17 protein-coding genes and 1 pseudogene are annotated in these 15,225 nt (G+C 65.9%); 8 read left to right on the top strand and 10 right to left on the bottom strand.

Features of this window, described 5'->3' with window-relative positions:
- Positions 1-5: 5 nt before the first annotated feature.
- Positions 6-839, bottom strand: coding sequence for a coniferyl-alcohol dehydrogenase (locus AC13EK_RS18790; protein ID WP_069338569.1), 834 nt, complete (start codon positions 837-839; stop codon positions 6-8).
- Positions 840-861: 22 nt separating this feature from the next.
- Positions 862-1,092 carry a ferredoxin gene (locus AC13EK_RS18785; protein ID WP_004209034.1) on the bottom strand — a complete coding sequence of 77 codons (231 nt, stop codon included), beginning with the start codon at positions 1,090-1,092 and terminating at the stop codon, positions 862-864.
- A 235-nt stretch (positions 1,093-1,327) separates the two neighbouring features.
- Here AC13EK_RS18785 and AC13EK_RS18780 point away from each other — a divergent pair, with 235 nt between their 5' ends.
- From AC13EK_RS18780 to AC13EK_RS18760, 5 genes are read left to right on the top strand one after another with little or no spacing between them, the layout of a single operon-like run.
- Complete coding sequence (locus tag AC13EK_RS18780) at positions 1,328-2,581, top strand: cytochrome P450 (RefSeq protein WP_069338568.1); 1,254 nt, start codon at positions 1,328-1,330, stop codon at positions 2,579-2,581.
- Positions 2,581-2,985, top strand: a complete 405-nt coding sequence (locus AC13EK_RS18775) for a Zn-ribbon domain-containing OB-fold protein (protein WP_069338567.1) — start codon at positions 2,581-2,583, stop codon at positions 2,983-2,985. The genes AC13EK_RS18780 and AC13EK_RS18775 overlap by 1 nt, the downstream gene beginning before the upstream one ends.
- The gene (locus AC13EK_RS18770; RefSeq protein WP_069338566.1) at positions 2,982-4,148 is read left to right on the top strand and encodes a thiolase family protein; all 1,167 of its coding nucleotides are present in this window, start codon (positions 2,982-2,984) and stop codon (positions 4,146-4,148) included. Before AC13EK_RS18775 ends, AC13EK_RS18770 begins: the two co-directional genes overlap by 4 nt.
- A gap of 5 nt (positions 4,149-4,153) precedes the next feature.
- Positions 4,154-4,900 carry a DUF2889 domain-containing protein gene (locus AC13EK_RS18765; protein WP_069338565.1) on the top strand — a complete coding sequence of 249 codons (747 nt, stop codon included), beginning with the start codon at positions 4,154-4,156 and terminating at the stop codon, positions 4,898-4,900.
- Positions 4,901-4,913: 13 nt separating this feature from the next.
- Positions 4,914-5,882 (top strand): alpha/beta hydrolase, encoded by a 969-nt coding sequence (locus AC13EK_RS18760; protein ID WP_069338564.1) that lies wholly within the window; start codon positions 4,914-4,916, stop codon positions 5,880-5,882.
- 9 nt (positions 5,883-5,891) lie between these two features.
- On the opposite strand, the gene AC13EK_RS18755 is transcribed toward AC13EK_RS18760, so the two are convergent.
- The 6 genes from AC13EK_RS18755 to AC13EK_RS18730 form a co-directional block, all read right to left on the bottom strand.
- Positions 5,892-6,899 (bottom strand): LLM class flavin-dependent oxidoreductase, encoded by a 1,008-nt coding sequence (locus AC13EK_RS18755; protein ID WP_069338563.1) that lies wholly within the window; start codon positions 6,897-6,899, stop codon positions 5,892-5,894.
- Positions 6,900-6,977: 78 nt separating this feature from the next.
- Positions 6,978-7,817 carry a TauD/TfdA dioxygenase family protein gene (locus tag AC13EK_RS18750; protein ID WP_037521676.1) on the bottom strand — a complete coding sequence of 280 codons (840 nt, stop codon included), beginning with the start codon at positions 7,815-7,817 and terminating at the stop codon, positions 6,978-6,980.
- A gap of 73 nt (positions 7,818-7,890) precedes the next feature.
- Positions 7,891-8,475, bottom strand: a complete 585-nt coding sequence (locus tag AC13EK_RS18745; RefSeq protein WP_230588698.1) for a TetR/AcrR family transcriptional regulator — start codon at positions 8,473-8,475, stop codon at positions 7,891-7,893.
- Between the two features lie 67 nt (positions 8,476-8,542).
- Complete coding sequence (locus AC13EK_RS18740; RefSeq protein WP_004209025.1) at positions 8,543-9,295, bottom strand: SDR family NAD(P)-dependent oxidoreductase; 753 nt, start codon at positions 9,293-9,295, stop codon at positions 8,543-8,545.
- Positions 9,296-9,332: 37 nt separating this feature from the next.
- Positions 9,333-10,154 carry a TauD/TfdA dioxygenase family protein gene (locus AC13EK_RS18735; RefSeq protein WP_170828769.1) on the bottom strand — a complete coding sequence of 274 codons (822 nt, stop codon included), beginning with the start codon at positions 10,152-10,154 and terminating at the stop codon, positions 9,333-9,335.
- A 104-nt stretch (positions 10,155-10,258) separates the two neighbouring features.
- Positions 10,259-10,771: a nuclear transport factor 2 family protein gene (locus AC13EK_RS18730; RefSeq protein ID WP_069338562.1), complete on the bottom strand. Its 513-nt coding sequence runs from the start codon at positions 10,769-10,771 to the stop codon at positions 10,259-10,261.
- A gap of 124 nt (positions 10,772-10,895) precedes the next feature.
- Here AC13EK_RS18730 and AC13EK_RS18725 point away from each other — a divergent pair, with 124 nt between their 5' ends.
- The 3 genes and pseudogenes from AC13EK_RS18725 to AC13EK_RS18715 all read left to right on the top strand — a co-directional run bounded on the left by AC13EK_RS18725 (position 10,896) and on the right by AC13EK_RS18715 (position 12,925).
- Positions 10,896-11,456, top strand: coding sequence for a TetR/AcrR family transcriptional regulator (locus AC13EK_RS18725; protein WP_069338561.1), 561 nt, complete (start codon positions 10,896-10,898; stop codon positions 11,454-11,456).
- Between the two features lie 97 nt (positions 11,457-11,553).
- Positions 11,554-11,763, top strand: a pseudogene (locus AC13EK_RS18720) (carboxylesterase family protein); the annotation flags it as partial.
- Positions 11,764-11,815: 52 nt separating this feature from the next.
- Positions 11,816-12,925 carry a carboxylesterase family protein gene (locus AC13EK_RS18715; protein ID WP_268801856.1) on the top strand — a complete coding sequence of 370 codons (1,110 nt, stop codon included), beginning with the start codon at positions 11,816-11,818 and terminating at the stop codon, positions 12,923-12,925.
- A gap of 164 nt (positions 12,926-13,089) precedes the next feature.
- Here AC13EK_RS18715 and AC13EK_RS18710 read toward each other — a convergent pair whose 3' ends face one another.
- Positions 13,090-13,821: a 3'(2'),5'-bisphosphate nucleotidase CysQ gene (locus tag AC13EK_RS18710; protein ID WP_170828768.1), complete on the bottom strand. Its 732-nt coding sequence runs from the start codon at positions 13,819-13,821 to the stop codon at positions 13,090-13,092.
- 11 nt (positions 13,822-13,832) lie between these two features.
- The coding region (cysC, locus tag AC13EK_RS18705) for an adenylyl-sulfate kinase (RefSeq protein ID WP_483022322.1) at positions 13,833-15,225 on the bottom strand (1,393 nt) is incomplete at its 5' end.

Genomic DNA, 15,225 nt, shown 5'->3' with positions numbered 1-15,225 from the left:
GGGGTTCAGGCCTCGGCGGGCGCCGAACGCCGCATCATGACGCTCAGGTCCACCTGGCCGGTGGCGACGCCGCCCATGAAGCCGCCATCGACCGGGAAGACCACGCCATTGACGATGCCGGCCAGATCGCTGTTCAGCAGCACGATGCCGCCCGCCTGTTCGGCCGGGGTCGAGTAACGGCCCATCGGTTCGGCGGCGGCGGCGACCACATCCTTGCCGGACGCGGCCTCGAACGTCGCCATCATCGGCGTCTGGGTGGGCGAGGGCAGGGTGCAGTTGATGCGGATGCCCTTCTTGATGAGATGCGCGCCCATAAACTGGGTCCAGACGATCACATTCTCCTTGGAGAAGCTGTAGCCTTCCTTGACCACATCATCGAGATGCGCCTCGCACCAGGCGACGGCGGCGTCATAGCCCTTGGTGGTGACGAACCCCATGTTGGTCGGGATGCGGCGGCTCCAGCCCAGCCCGCCGGTGGAGGCGATGCTGGCGATCGCGCCGCCCGGTCCCATCAGCGGCAGCACCTGTTCGGTCAGGTGGCGCAGGCCGATGAAGTTTACCTTCATCACGTCGAGCGGCGGGAAGGACTGGGGCAGGCCGGCGCAGTTGAACAGCGCATCGACCTTGCCGCCGATGCCGGCGACCGCCGCCTCGATCGAGGCCGGGTCGCGCAGGTCGACATTGGTGAAGGAGGCGAGCGGCAGGCTGCTGTCCCTGAAGTCCAGGCCATGAACCTCGGCGCCCAGTTCCAGCAGCAGCTTGGCGGTCGCCTCCCCCATGCCGGAGAAGCAGCCGCTCACGATCACGCGCTTGCCCTTATAGCCCAAAATGTCGCTCATCTCGCTCTCCCGGATTCTCTGATTATGCCTTGGCCTTGGGCGGCCAGCTGATGCTGCCATCATCTTCCTCGACGACGATGATGCGTTCGGGGCAGGCGCGCGCGCCGCGCTTGGCGGTCTGCTGCTCGCCGTCTGCCACGTCGAAACCCTCGGTCGCGATATAGCCGTCCTCGTCCAGCGGATACATGTCCTCGGACACGGCGGCGCAGCGGGCATTGCCCACGCAGCCTGACTTTTCGATGCGGATTCTCATCTGCCCTCTCCGGCTATTCTGACCTTCCTTAGAAAGGAGATTGCAGCCCCGATCAACGTGCTCCCCGGCACAATCGCCATCGCGATACGGCTGCGTCCGGCGGATCGTCAGTGCGTTATGTCGCCGTAGTCATGCGCGATCATTTGCCTTTGCCGGATGGCCGGGCAAAACGGGTCCGACAAGAAGGGACGTGCCTCGCGCACGCCCGCCCAAGCAGGGACAGACGGAGAGAATCATGGCCCACGCCACCTTGAGCCCCGCCGCGCCACAGCCGGCCCATGTGCCCGACGCGCTCGTCTATGATTTCGATGTCCATGCCGATCCGGGCCTGCTGGCCGATCCGCATGCGCGCATCCTTAACCTGCTGAAGACGGCGCCGCCGGTCTTCTGGACACCGCGCAATGGCGGCGGCTGGGTCGCGCTGACCCATGCCGCCAATTATGAAGCGTCGCGCGACACCGAGACCTATTCCAGCGAGTTCGTGCCGGCCGACAAGATGAAGGCGCTGCTCGCCTCGCTGCCGCCGGGCGCGCCGCATATTCCACAGCCGATCCCGATCACGCTCGATCCGCCCGAGCACACCAAATATCGCCAGCCGCTGCAGAAGGTCTTCTCGCCCAAGACGATCGCGGCCCTGAAGGACAGCATTCGCGAACTGGCCGGCGAGCTGATCGACGCGATCAAGGCCGATGGCCAGTGCGAGTTCATGAGCACGGTGGCCGAGCCGCTGCCGGTGCAGGTCTTCCTCAAGATGCTGGGCCTGCCGCTGGAACGGCTGCCGGAATATCGCCAGATCGTGAAGGAGCATATGGAGGCGATCGATACCGATCGCGAAGGCTCCATGCGCCGGTTGCAGCGCATTGCCGCAGCGATGCGCGATACCGTGCTGGAGCGCAGGGATAATCCGAAGGACGATATCATTTCCATGCTGTGGAAGCTGGAGGTGGACGGCCAGCCGAGCACGCTTGCCGACATGGAAAATTACGGCGTGCTGCTGTTCATCGCGGGCCTCGACACGGTGATGAACGGCATGGGCCTGGCCATGCGCGGCCTGGCGCTCGACCTGCCATTGCAGGCAAAGTTGCGGGCCGAGCCCAAGCTGGTGGCCGAAGCCGCCGAGGAAATGCTGCGCCGCTATACCTTCACCGTGCCGATGCGGGTGATCAAGAAGCCGGCCGAACTGGCCGGGGCCAAGCTGATGCCCGGCGACATGCTCAAGCTGTTCCTGCCCGCAGCCGATCTGGATGCGAAGGAGTTTCCGCAGCCCGACAGCTATGATCTTGATCGCGAGAACAATGTTCACATCGCCTTTGGCGTCGGCCCGCATCGCTGCCTCGGCTCGCACCTCGCGCGCGTCGAATTGCAGGTTCTTTATGAGGAGATGCTGGCGCGCCTGCCCGAGTTCCGGCTCGATCCGGCCAAGCCCACGGTCTTCCATGGCGGCCATGTGATCGGCATCGAAAGCCTGAACCTGGTCTGGGACGTCTGATGGTCTGGCAACGTTCGCGCCCGCGCCTCGATCGGGAAAATCGCGCCTTCTGGACCGGCGGGGCGGAGGGGAAGCTCAACATCACCCGCTGCGACGATTGCGGCCAGTTCACCCATCCCCCGCGCGAGATCTGCCGCCATTGCCAGTCGGAAAATGTCGGCCCGTATGCGGTCGCCGGCACCGGCGCGGTCGATACCTATACGATCAACTATCAGGCCTGGGCCAAGGATATGGAGGTGCCCTTCGTCATCGCCCGTGTCCGGCTCGACGACGTACCCGGCGTCTATCTGACCACCAATATCGTCAATTGCCCGGTCGATGCCGTCGACATGGATGACCGCGTCCGCGTCACCTTCGAGGAGCAGGACGGCATCTGGTTCCCCCTGTTCGAGAAGGTCGCATGAGCATGGCGCGCGAAGCCTATATCACCGGCATCGGCATGTCGGAGGTCGGCGTGCGGCTGACCCGGTCGCCGCTGGGCCTGACACTGGACGCCGTGCGCGAGGCGATCGCCGACGCCGGCCTGACCCTCGACCAGATCGATGGTGTCGCCACCTATCCCGGCAAGATGTCGACCTTCCTCGGCTTCTCGCCGGTCAGTGCCGACGATGTGATCGAGATATTGGGGCTCAACACACGCTGGCACATCGGCGCGGCGGAGGCGACGGCACAACTGGGCGCGATCGCCGAGGCGGCGATGGCGGTGAAGGCCGGCCTTGCCCGCCATGTCCTGTGCTTCCGTACCGTCTATGAAGCGGCGGCGCTGGCCCGCCCCGAAGAATTTCCGCCGATGGAACGGCGCAAGGATGTGTCGGGCAATTCGCAATGGGTCTCGCCCTTCGGCGCCTTTTCGGCCGCCAACTGGACCGCGCAATTCGCGATGCGCCACATGAAGCGCTATGGCCTGACCCGCGAACAGCTCGCCCAGGTGGCGCTCAACGATCATGCCAATGCCGCGCGCAACCCGCGCGCGATCGTCAAGAAGCCGCTGACCATGGACGAGTATATGGCGGCGCGGATGATCAGTTCGCCTTTCTGCCTCTATGATTGCGATCGTTTCACCGATGCCTCGACCGTGCTGATCGTGTCGGCGGGCGATGCGCTGGACGAGGTGAAGACGACGCCGATCCGCATCGCCGCTAGCGCCGGATCGGTCGAGCGCTACAGCTGGGACCAGGCCGAATGGGCGAGCGCCTATCCGACCGGGCGCGACCTGTGGAAGAACACGGACTACACGGCAATGGATGTCGATACCGTCCAATTTTATGACGGCTTCGCCTTCCAGCCGATCACCTGGCTCGAAGGGCTGGGCTTCTGCGATGTCGGCGAGGGCGGCCAGTTCCTCGAAGGCGGCAAGCGCATCGCGCTCGACGGCGAACTGCCGATGAACACCGGCGGCGGCCAGCTTGGCTGGGGCCGGCTGCACGGCTTCGGCTTTGCCTATGAATCGGTGGTGCAGTTGCGCGGCGAGGGCGGCGAACGGCAGATCGCCGGCGACCCGAAGGTGGCCGTGGCGACATCGGGTGGCGGCCCGATGGCAGCGGCGCTGCTGCTGGCGAAGGACTGATCGCGATGGACAGCGGCATGCTGGACATGCTGCCCGGCTTTCGCCGTCGCTTCCTGGTGACGCCGCTGCCCGGCCGGGTGACCGCCGCGGTCGAGGATGATTATCACAGCATGGCGCTCATCCTGCATCATGACGGCGCGCGCATCAGCGGCGTCGACGCGATCATGGAGCGGGTGCCCTGGACCACCTGTCCGGGTGCGCCGACGGTGCTGCAGGCGACCTTCACCGGTGTCGCGCTGGCTGAGGCGGCGGCGCGCGGCGAGAAGAAGGCGAACTGCACCCATTTGCACGACCTGGCCGTGCTGGCTGCGGCGCACGCTGGCGACGCAGCGCCGACCCGCTATGAGATATTGGCCTGTGATCCGCTCGAAGGCGAGGCGGTCGCGGAAATCAGGCGCGACGGTATGCCGCTGCTGCAGGTCGCCCATCGCAGCCATGTCATGACCGCGCCAGCCGACATTGCCGGCCAGTCGCTGATGAAGCTGCGGCCGTGGATCGATGCGCTGGAAGAACCCCGGCGCGAGGCGGCCCGGCTGCTGCAATGGGGCACGATCCTCGCCAATGGCCGGCTGATCCCGATGGAGCGGCAATCGACCGCGACCCGCGTGCCGCCCAACTGCTTCACCTTCCAGCCGGAAAATGCGGTCCATGCGATCCGCGTTGGCCGGGTGATCGACTTCACCGCCGAACCCCTGGTGCCGCTCGACCATTTCGATGGCGCCGCCTATGACCGGCCGCGCGACGCTCAATAGAGGAAACGGGACGATGGACGAAGCGCGGCAACTGGTGGCCCCCGAATTGCGCGCGGCGCTCGACCTCTTCCCGCCGCTCGACCTCAGCGATCAGACGATCGCTGCCTTCCGCCAGCCCTTTGCCACCCGCGCGACCGAGCCGATGCCCGAAGCGCTGGCCGCCGTGCAGCGCGAAGAAGTCTTCCTGCCTGGCGCGCCCGGATCGCCCGATGTGCGCTGCCTGCTCTATCGTCCGGCAGAGATCGTTGGCGATGCCCTGCGGCCGGCCTATCTCCATATCCATGGCGGCGGCTTCGTGCTTGGCATGGCCGATATGAGCGACCTGTCCAACCGGGCCTGGGTGGCGCAGCTGGGCTGTGTCGTCCTGTCGGTCGATTATCGGCTGGCGCCCGAAACGCCGTTTCCCGGTGCGCGCGACGATTGCTACGCGGCGCTCGGCTGGCTGCATGACCAGGCCGACGCGCTGGGCATCGACCCCAGCCGCATCGCGGTCGGCGGCGAGAGCGCGGGTGGCGGCCATGCCGTGGCGCTGGCGATCCATGCCCGCGACCTTGGCGCCTATCCGATCTGCTTCATGCTGCTCGACGCGCCGATGCTCGACGATCGCACCGGCAGCAGCGCGCCGCTCCACCCCGTCACCGGCCGGTTCGTCTGGACCCCGGTGCAGAACCGCTATGGCTGGGGGGCACTGCTGGGGCAGGAAGCGGGGACCGACCATGTCCCGACCGATGCCGTGCCGGCCCGCTGCCCCGACCTGTCCGGCCTGCCGCCCGCCTTCATCAGCGTCGGCGCGCTCGACCTGTTCCTGGAGGAGGATATCGACTTCGCCCGCCGGCTGATGGCGCTTGGCATCGCGGTCGAGCTGCATGTCACGCCCGGCGCCTATCATGGCTTCGGCCTGGCCGGCGCCGATACGCCGCAGATGCAGGCGCTCCAGGCGATGCGCCTCGCCGCCCTCCGCCGCGCCTTGCAGGGGAACTGACGCCGCCCTTCAGAAGGCAGGTATCACCCTGTCGGCGAACAACTGGGCATAGGGCTGGAATTTTGCCGGGGGCAGGCCGGGCGGCAGCATCATCATGATATGTTCGACATTGATGCGCTGCTGCATCGCGCGGAAATGGTCGATCGCCGCGTCGGGGGTCAGGATCTGCAGGATGCCGCTGCGCTTGAAGGCGTCGAGCGACATGGGTTTCAACGCTACCTTGTCGATGCCGGACGCCTGATCCTCGGCCAGCCATGCGCCGTAAGTCTCGTTCACATGGTGGAAATAGGGGGCCATCTCTGCCATCGCCGCCTCGGGGTCTTCGGCGACGAGGGTGAACAGGCTCTGGATGCGGATTCGCGCGGCGGCCGGGTCTTTCCCCTCGGCGCGCAGCTTGTCGGCATAGAGGCCGCACACCTCCTCATTGCCGAAATAGCCGTCGGCATATTTCGCCACCCGCGCCAGCGCCTTTTCGGCAAAGCCGCCAATATAGAGGGGGATGCGGCCGCGCGGCGCGGCCGGGCGCAGGGACGCGCCGGCGATGCTGTAATGTTGCCCGGCAAAATCGACCGTTTCGCCCGCCCATAACCGCTGGACGATTTCCAGAAACTCGTCGAAGCGCGCGCCGCGCTTGCCGAAATCGACGCCATAGGCCTGGGTCTCGCGGCGGCGATAGCCGATCGCCAGTGCCATCTCCAGCCGGCCGTCGGACAGGATATCCAGCACCGCGCATTCCTCGGCAAAGCGGACCGGATGATAGAGCGGGGCGAGCGCGATCGCCGATCCCAGCCTGATCCGGCTGGTGCGCGCCGCGATCGCCGCCAGCGCGACATTGGGCGCGGGCATGTAACCATCCTGCGCGCCATGATGTTCGGGCACCCAGGCACCGGCAAAGCCCGCCGTCTCGCTCCACGCGACGAAGTCCAGTATCTCGGCATAGAGATCGGCCGGGCGCCGTTCCCATTGGGGCGGGTTCCGGAAATCATAGAGATAGCCGAAGGTCAGCGGATTGCTCATGACGATGCTCCGGGGGCAGGGCAAAACGCCCGCCAACCCGGTTGGGCGGCGGGCGTGGAAAGGCCGTGGGGCCGATCCTTATTCGAAGGGTTCTTCGCCCTGCAGCTTGGTGCGGTGCATCATGCGGTTGCAGTCGGGATCATATTTCTCGGCCCGGTGCATGGTGCCGGTATTGTCCCAGATGACCAGGTCGCCGACGCTCCATTCATGGCTGTAGCTGAATTCCTCGCGGGTCGCCCATTCGCGCAGCCCAACCAGGATTTCGGCGCTGGCATAGGGATCGAGATCCTTGACCCGCTGGGCGGTGCAGCCCAGCACCAGCGACTTGCGGCCCGACTTGTGGTTCCACACCAGGGGCAGCTCATTCTCGCCGACCTGGCGCATGCCCTTCAGCTTGGCGAGGCTGGGCTCGGGCTCATAATAGAAAACCGTCGCCCAGACCGAGTGGATCACGCGCAGCTTCTCATACTCCGCCTTCTGTTCGTCGGTCAGCGCCTCATAGGCGGCATAGGTGTTGCAGAAGCCGGTATTGCCGCCCCAGGTGGCCGGCACCTTGCACGACAGCAAGGAGGCGAGGATCGGCACATCGTTCATCGTGCCGTCGATATGCCAGTAGAGCGAGCCCTTGAGATATTCGGCGCTCTGCGGATTTTCCTTCACGTCGAGGGTGATCTTGTGGATTTCCTCGCCGCCGCGATGCTCGGGGGCAAAGGCGCCCAGCGTCTTGGTGAAGGCGATCTGTTCCTCGTCGGTGAAGTCGATCTTCGGGAAGACCAGCACGCCGCGCTGTTCCAGCAGCTCGCGAATCTGCGGCGCCAGTTCGCCGGCCAGCAGTTCCTCCTTGCTGTTGAGGATGCGGCTGCCGATGCTCGGCTTGATATCTTCATGCACGAAACGGGTAATGGTGGTGGCGGACATGCCTTGCTCTCCTATGCATCCCTGCGCGTTTGAACACATGTTCAACATGCCTGCATGGAAAAGTCAATGCCTCTCATTTTTCGGGCGGCAGCAATTCGTCAAGCAGCGCCTCGACCGAAGCGCGCGCGTCGGCATGCCCGCTCGCGACCCCCATGTCGGCCTCCATCACCAGGGTGCGGCCGACCGCCGCGAGCAACAGGCTGAGGCCCGCCGCCGTCACCTTGTGATCGGCGAGTCGATCGCCCAGCAACTGCTCCATCAACTGCGCCTGGCGATCCCGCATCGCTTCGCTGTGGCGGGCGATCTCGGCGCGGATCGCCTTGCGATGATTGGCCATGGCGACGAATTCCATCGCCAGTGCGTTGCGGCTGGGGTCGGAAAAGAAACGCCACAGCGCCCGCACCGGATCGGCGCTGGTCAGCGCCGCCTCGATCATCGCGTCGCTCTGTTCGGCGCCGCGGCGGAACACCGCCAGCAGCAGGTCGTCGGTGGTCGGGAAATAATAATGGACCAGCGAGGGCGGCAGCTCGGCGCGCAGCGCCACCCGGCGCGAACTGGCGGCGGCATAGCCTTCGTCGCGGATCACCTGTTCGGTGGCCTCCACGATCCGGGCGCGGGTTTCGGAGCTTTCGGCGCCGACGCGACGTTTCTGGACCATGGCTGGAGCATAAATGGCCGGGCCGCCCATGCAAGCGTCCCGGCTCTCATCGCCAGATGCGGCCCTGTTAATGCGACCCCATATAGCGGCCGCCATTGGTGCTGATCGTCTGGCCGGTGATGTAGCTGGCCTCTTCCGACGCCAGATAGGCGCAGGCGGCGGCGATATCCTCGGGCTTGCCGATCCGCTTCATCGGCAGCGTCTGGGCAAAGGCGTCGGCATCGATCGGCGCGGCGCGCAGCATCGGCGTGTCGATGAAGCCGGGCGGCACCATGTTGAAGGTCACGCCGCTCGGCGCGAATTCCAGCGCCAGCGCCTTGGTCATGCCCATCAGGCCACCCTTGGACGAGACATAATGGCCCTGGGCGAAGGAACCCGACTGGACCGAGGAGGAGGTGATGTTGATCACCCGGCCCCAGCCGGCGGCCAGCATGTCGGGCAGCACTTCCTTGGTCAGCAGATAGGGGCCGCGCAGGTTGATGTGGATGACCTTGTCGAACAGGTCGTCATCGATGTCCATGAACGGGGTGAAGGGGGCGATGCCGGCATTGTTCACCAGGATGGCGATCGGCCCCAGCTTGGCGCGCGTCTCTTCCGCCGCCGCATGGATCGCCGCCTTGTCCGAACAATCGGCGGTGATGGCGATGGCGGTGCCACCGGCCGCCTCGATCAGCTTGACCGTCTCGGCCGCGCCGTCGCCATTGATGTCCCACACCGCGATCTTCGCCGTATCTTCGGCCAGGCGCAGCGCGATCGCGCGGCCAATGCCCGATCCTGCACCCGTGACCACGGCCGTGCGGCCGTTGAGAGACCTCGTCATCGCAATTCCTTCCTATCTGTCAATTTCGGTGTCGCTTTCAGGCGCCGACCAGTTGCTCGATCGCCTCGATCGTCGTGCGGTGCATCATGCGATTTTCTTCCAGCGGATAGGGATCGACCCGGTGCATCGTGCCGCTATTGTCCCAGATCAGCAGGTCGCCTTCCGTCCAGTCATGGCGATAGACGAATTGCGGCTGGATCGCCCATTCGCGCAGCCGGGACAGCAGCACGCGGCCCTGCGCCGGGTCCATCCCCTCGACATGGTCGGCGGTCGACCCCAGCACCAGCGACTTGCGCCCGGTCTCATGGGTCCAGACCAAGGGATGGACCTTGGGCGTGCGCATCTGCCAGAAATTCAGCTCCGCCACGGTGGGTTCGGGGTTCACATAGCGCTGCGACGTCTCGAAGCTGTGGACCACACGCAGCCCGTCATAGGCGGCCTTCTCTTCGTCGGGCAGATCGTCCCAGGCGGCATAGGTGTTGGCGAAATAGGTGCTGCCGCCAGTCCTGGACAGCGACTTGGCGTTCAGTGTCGCGGCGAAATTGGGCACATCGTCGCTCGCCCCGTCGATATGCCAGAAGAAGGCGCCCTTGATATATTCGGCGCCGGGATTCTCCTTGGGGTCGATCGTCACCTTGAAGATGCCGCCTTCGCCCTGTGGCTGGACCCGGCCCAGCGTGTGGGAAAAGGCCAGCTGATCCTCGCGACTCATGTGCAGCCCGCGCACGATCAGCACGCCGCGCTGCTGCAACAGCGCCAGGATCGTGTCGGCGTGGGCGCCCGACACCAGGGTTGCCGCGTCGGTCCGGATCTCGGTGCCGATGCGCGGGGTCAGGTCGATCGTCGAAAAGGCCATCATCCGCTCCAGCGGGCGCCTGTCGCGCCCCTCTTCTTGGCCATCATCAACAGGATTGTTGATTTGACTGTCAAGGAAGTGGCGGCGACATCGCTGCGGCGAAGCGGCTAGCGGCCCGCCCCGCGCGCAAACAGCGGCGCCAGCAGGGCATAGCTGGGATCATTCACCGGCACCGGCTTGTCGCCATGGTCGGCGGCGGGTTGCAGCAGCTTCATGTCGAAGCTCACCACCCGCTTGGCAAAGCGCCACTGGCCATCGACGCGGCGATAGCTGTCGATATAGCGCACCCCCTGGATATCGTGCAGCAGCCCGCCCTTGCCGTCGGGGATCAGGTGCCAGGCAATGGCATAAACCTCGCCTTCGCCGGTATCGCCGTCGACCTCGACCAGATGGTTGCAGACGAAATGATTGCCGATATGCATGTGCGGCAGCGACGCTTCGAGAAAGGCGACATAGCCGTCGACCGGCCCGTCATAATAGGCGCCATGGCTGTCGGTCGCGTCGTCGGTATAGAGCGACCGGATCAGCGCGAAGTCCTGCCGGTCGACCCCGCGCGAATAGAGCTGGGCCAGTTCCCTGATCTCTTCCTTGGCGATCAGCGTTTCGATCCGGTTGTCCATGGCGTGCTTCCTCTCCTGTCGGGCCGGACCCTAGTCGGGCAGGGGCGCCGGGCAATGGGGCGGGGGCGGATCATCGGCCCGGCGATCCTCCCCTCTGTTCAGGCGGGTGCGAAGGCCCTAAGCCATGGCCCCGATGGATAATCTGCCGACCGACGCGCGCCAGCTGCGCTCCCGCCGCCAGCTGCTCGACGCGATGCTCCACCTGCTGGAAACCCGCCCCTATGATCAGGTGACGATCCGCGAGGTCGCGCGCGAGGCGGAGGTCGGCTACGCCACCTTCTTCCGCCATTATCCGTCCAAGGATGCGCTGCTGCACGATCTCGCTGCCGGACAGATCGCCGATCTGCTGCAGCGCGCGCTGCCGATCCTGTTCGCCGACGATGCCCGCCAGTCCTGCATGACCCTGTTCGCCTATGTCGGCGAACGGCGCGCGCTCTGGTCCGCCTTCCTGACCGGCGGCGCGGCGACCATGCTCAAGCAGGAATTTACCGATCAGGCGCGCCAGCTGGCGCAGCAGAGGCCGCATGATGCCGGCTGGCTGCCCGATGAACTGCGCATCGTCTTCGCGGTCAGCGCCACGGTCGAGATTCTCGCCTGGTGGCTGCGGCAGGAACCCGATTATCCGCTCGATCGCATGGCGGAAATTCTCGACCGGCTGGTCGTCACCCCGTCGATGCAGCCCTGATCGGGCAGGGGCATCGCCCCGCCGCTATCTGCGCCCCGTGCGTTGGCGCCTCATCCGGCGCCGCCTAGCATCTTCGCCGCAAGACGGGAGGGGCGGCATGGACGGATTGACGGTGACGACGACGGCCGGGCCGGTGCGCGGCATCCGGGCGAACGGCGTGCGATGCTGGCGCGGCATTCCCTATGCGCGGGCCGACCGCTTTGCCGCTCCGGAAGCGCCGACGCCCTGGAATGATGTGCGCGATGCTGCGCGTCCCGGCCCGCAATGTCCGCAAATGTATGGCAATCAGGCGAAGCGGGCACGGCTGTCCTTGCCCGACTTTGCCGAGGATTGTCTGTCGCTCAACATCCATGTGCCCGATGGCGCGACCGGCCCGCGATGGCGACATCATCGTCGTCACCATCAACTATCGGCTGGGCGTGCTCGGCTTCGTCAATTTCGGTGCGGTCGTGCCAGGCATCCCTTCCAATCTCGGCCTGCGCGACCAGATTGCGGCGCTCGCCTGGGTGCGCGACAATATTGCGGCCTTCGGTGGCGATCCGGCGCGGGTGACGGTCGGCGGTCAGTCGGCCGGCTCCATGTCGGTCTCGCTATTGCTCCACGCCCCGGCCGCGCGCGGTCTGTTTGCCGGGGCGATCATGCAGAGCGGCGCGGTGAGCCTGATCCATGGTCGGGACCGCAGCGAACAGGTGGCGCGCGATTATATGGCGGCGCTTGGCAATCCTGATCTGGCCGCGCTGCGCGGCATGGATCTCATCCGTCTGTTCGAGGCGCAGGGCGCGGCCGGCGGCGCCAATCCCGGCACTATTCCCGCCGCCCCCTGGTTCGACGGCGACCTGCTGCCGGCCTCGCTGGCGGATGCGGTGGCGGAGCCGGCAGCACGGGTGCCGTTGCTCGCCGGCGCCACGCATGAGGAAATCCGCCTGTTCGAACTGATGCCTGGCGACATATTGCCGACCGACTGGCCGGCACTCGAAGCCTTGCTCCATGCCCAATTGCCGGCCGATCATGCCGCGCGCATCCTCGCTACCTATCCGCGCGACAAGGCGGGGCGCCGCGCGCTCGCCACCGATCTCACCTTCCTGATGCCGACGCGCCATTTCGCCGATCGCCAGTCGGGGCAGGCGCCGACCTGGTTCTATCGCTTCGACTATCGCCATCCGATCGCTGGCGCGGCCCATGGGCTGGACCTGACCCTGACCTGGCCGATGCGCGGCCTACGCGCCGCCTTTGCCCGTGGCGGGCCGATGCGCGGGCGCCGGGCGGCGCTCGGCCGGCGGATGACCGATCATATCGCCCATTTCGTCCGCCATGGCGCGCCCGAGCCGGACTGGCCCGCCTATCATGTCGATCGACCGGCGGTGAAGATCTTCGACCTGGCGGATCGGGTGGCGGTCGATCCCGACGGTGATCGCTGGCGCGCCTGGGCGGGCGCTGATGTCGGTGCCGGACTGACGACCCGCGCCTAGGGGCAATCGACATTCAGCCCTGACGGCCTGCAAATGGCGGTTCTCCGCGCTTCCGGTGCTCACGTACTTTAAGTACGCTGCGTTGAAACGAGGCACGTGACTCGTTTCAAGGGTCACGGAAAACCACCATTTTCGTCACGTCATCATCTGAATGTCGATCGCCCCTAGCCCTTCAGTGCCCCCAGCACGCTGTCGGCATGCTCATGCCTGCATATGAGGAGGTCTGGCATGTATGTGTCTTCTTGGTTGTAGATGAGCGGCGATCCATCGATGCGGGAGGCATGGAGGCCGTGAGCGATGGCGACCGCGGCGGGCGCGCAGCTGTCCCATTCATATTGGCCGCCGGCGTGGAGATAGATGTCGGCCTGGCCCAGGATGACCGCCATGGCCTTGGCACCGGCTGAACCCATGGGGACCAGCTCGGCGCCCAGCGCCTCTGCGACCGCGACCGCCTGGGGGGCGGGGCGGGTGCGGGAGACGACCATGCGCAGTTTCTCGGGCGCCGGCGGCACGACACGCGGCTGGTCGGTGCGCAGGACGATGCCGTCGTCATGGCCGGGCAGCGCAACCGCGCCGATGGTGGCAACGCCGTCGATGGCGAGGCCGACATGGACGGCCCAGTCGGCACGTTCCTCGCCATATTCGCGAGTGCCGTCGACCGGATCGACGATCCACACCCGGCTGTGGGTCAGCCGCGCGCCGTCACAGGCCATCTCCTCGGAGAGCAACCCGTCGTCAGCCCGCTGTTCCCGCAGCGCATGGACGAGGAACTGGTTGGCGGTCTGGTCGCCGGCCTTGCCGAGCGCCTTGGCGCTGAACAGGCCCGAGGCGCGGACCTCCAGCAGCAGGCGGCCGGCGGTGTCGGCGAGATGGGCGGCCAGGTCCGCGTCGGTCATGCTGCCCTCCCTCATTTGAGCGGCATGATCTTGCGGATGATATGCTCGGCGGCTTCCTCCGGCGTCATCTCGACGGTGTTGACCCGTATCTCGGGGCTGGTGGGTGCCTCATAGGGGCTGTCGATGCCGGTGAAGTTCTTGAGGGCACCCGATCGCGCCTTCTTGTAGAGGCCCTTGACGTCGCGCGCCTCGGCAACCTCCAGCGGCGTATCGACGAAGATCTCGATGAACTCGCCATCGGGCAGCATCTCGCGCACCATTTCGCGCTCGGCGCGGAAGGGCGAGATGAAGGCGGTCAGCACGATCAGGCCCGCATCCGCCATCAGCTTGGCAACCTCGCCGACGCGGCGGATATTCTCGATCCGGTCCGCCTCGGTAAAGCCCAGATCCTTGTTGAGGCCATGGCGGATATTGTCGCCATCCAAGAGGAAGGTGTGGCGGTTCATCAGCGCGAGCCGCTTTTCCACCTCATTGGCGATGGTCGACTTGCCCGAGCCGGAGAGGCCGGTGAACCAGAGGATGCGGGGAACCTGGTTCTTGAGCGCGGCATGAGCCTCGCGGCCGATGTCGGTCGCCTGCCAATGGACATTCTGCGCCCGGCGCAGCGAGAAGTGGAGCATGCCCGCCGCCACGGTGCGGTTGGAGATCTTGTCGATCAGGATGAAGCCGCCGAGCGTGCGGTTGTCGGCATAGGGCTCGAAGCTGATCGGCTTGTCGGTCGCCAGTTCGGCAACGCCAATGGCATTCAAGTCCAGCGTCTTGGCGGCCAGATGCTCCATGGTGTTGACGTTGACGACATATTTGGGCGCCTGAACGGTGGCCGAGACGGTTTGTGTGCCGATTTTCAACCAGTAGGGCCGACCCGGCAGCATCGCCTCGTCATCCATCCACACGATGGTGGCCTCGAACTGGCTGGAGACTTCCGGCGGATTGTCGGCGACCGCGATCACGTCGCCGCGCGAACAGTCGATCTCGTCGGCAAAGCAGAGCGTGACCGACTGGCCGGCGATCGCTTCGTCGAGATCGCCGTCAAGCGTCACGATGCGACTGATCGTCGATGTCTTGCCCGAAGGCAGCACCCGCACGGCGTCACCCGGCTTGACCGAGCCGCTGGCGATCAGGCCGGCAAAGCCGCGAAAGTCCAGGTTCGGGCGGTTGACCCACTGGACCGGCATGCGGAAGGGCTTGGCTGCCGCAGTGGTGGCATCGACCTCGACGCTTTCGAGATGCGCCATCAGGGTCGGCCCCTGATACCAGGGGGTGTTGTCGGACCGGGCGGTGATATTGTCGCCCTTGAAGCCGGAGATGGGGATGGGCGTGAAGGCGCTGATGCCGATGCTCTGCGCGAACGCGGCATAATCGGCGACGATCTTGTCGAACACCGCCTGGTCATAGCCGACCAGG

Source organism: Sphingobium sp. L-44 (assembly GCF_056859495.1).
Note: the sequence above shows the minus strand (reverse complement) of the source record. Positions and strands in the feature narration are given on the sequence as shown.

Excerpts from the sequence above, each read along its gene's own strand:
- AC13EK_RS18750 (WP_037521676.1), bottom strand. The coding sequence starts at position 7,817 with ATGTCCGCCACCACCATTACCCGTTTCGTGCATGAAGATATCAAGCCG.
- AC13EK_RS18785 (WP_004209034.1), bottom strand. The coding sequence starts at position 1,092 with ATGAGAATCCGCATCGAAAAGTCAGGCTGCGTGGGCAATGCCCGCTGC.
- AC13EK_RS18755 (WP_069338563.1), bottom strand. The coding sequence starts at position 6,899 with ATGAGCAATCCGCTGACCTTCGGCTATCTCTATGATTTCCGGAACCCG.
- AC13EK_RS18715 (WP_268801856.1), top strand. The coding sequence starts at position 11,816 with ATGGCGCGACCGGCCCGCGATGGCGACATCATCGTCGTCACCATCAAC.
- AC13EK_RS18710 (WP_170828768.1), bottom strand. The coding sequence starts at position 13,821 with ATGACCGACGCGGACCTGGCCGCCCATCTCGCCGACACCGCCGGCCGC.
- AC13EK_RS18745 (WP_230588698.1), bottom strand. The coding sequence starts at position 8,475 with ATGGTCCAGAAACGTCGCGTCGGCGCCGAAAGCTCCGAAACCCGCGCC.
- AC13EK_RS18740 (WP_004209025.1), bottom strand. The coding sequence starts at position 9,295 with ATGACGAGGTCTCTCAACGGCCGCACGGCCGTGGTCACGGGTGCAGGA.
- AC13EK_RS18775 (WP_069338567.1), top strand. The coding sequence starts at position 2,581 with ATGGTCTGGCAACGTTCGCGCCCGCGCCTCGATCGGGAAAATCGCGCC.
- AC13EK_RS18760 (WP_069338564.1), top strand. The coding sequence starts at position 4,914 with ATGGACGAAGCGCGGCAACTGGTGGCCCCCGAATTGCGCGCGGCGCTC.
- AC13EK_RS18735 (WP_170828769.1), bottom strand. The coding sequence starts at position 10,154 with ATGATGGCCTTTTCGACGATCGACCTGACCCCGCGCATCGGCACCGAG.
- AC13EK_RS18780 (WP_069338568.1), top strand. The coding sequence starts at position 1,328 with ATGGCCCACGCCACCTTGAGCCCCGCCGCGCCACAGCCGGCCCATGTG.
- AC13EK_RS18725 (WP_069338561.1), top strand. The coding sequence starts at position 10,896 with ATGGCCCCGATGGATAATCTGCCGACCGACGCGCGCCAGCTGCGCTCC.
- AC13EK_RS18770 (WP_069338566.1), top strand. The coding sequence starts at position 2,982 with ATGAGCATGGCGCGCGAAGCCTATATCACCGGCATCGGCATGTCGGAG.
- AC13EK_RS18730 (WP_069338562.1), bottom strand. The coding sequence starts at position 10,771 with ATGGACAACCGGATCGAAACGCTGATCGCCAAGGAAGAGATCAGGGAA.
- AC13EK_RS18765 (WP_069338565.1), top strand. The coding sequence starts at position 4,154 with ATGGACAGCGGCATGCTGGACATGCTGCCCGGCTTTCGCCGTCGCTTC.
- AC13EK_RS18790 (WP_069338569.1), bottom strand. The coding sequence starts at position 839 with ATGAGCGACATTTTGGGCTATAAGGGCAAGCGCGTGATCGTGAGCGGC.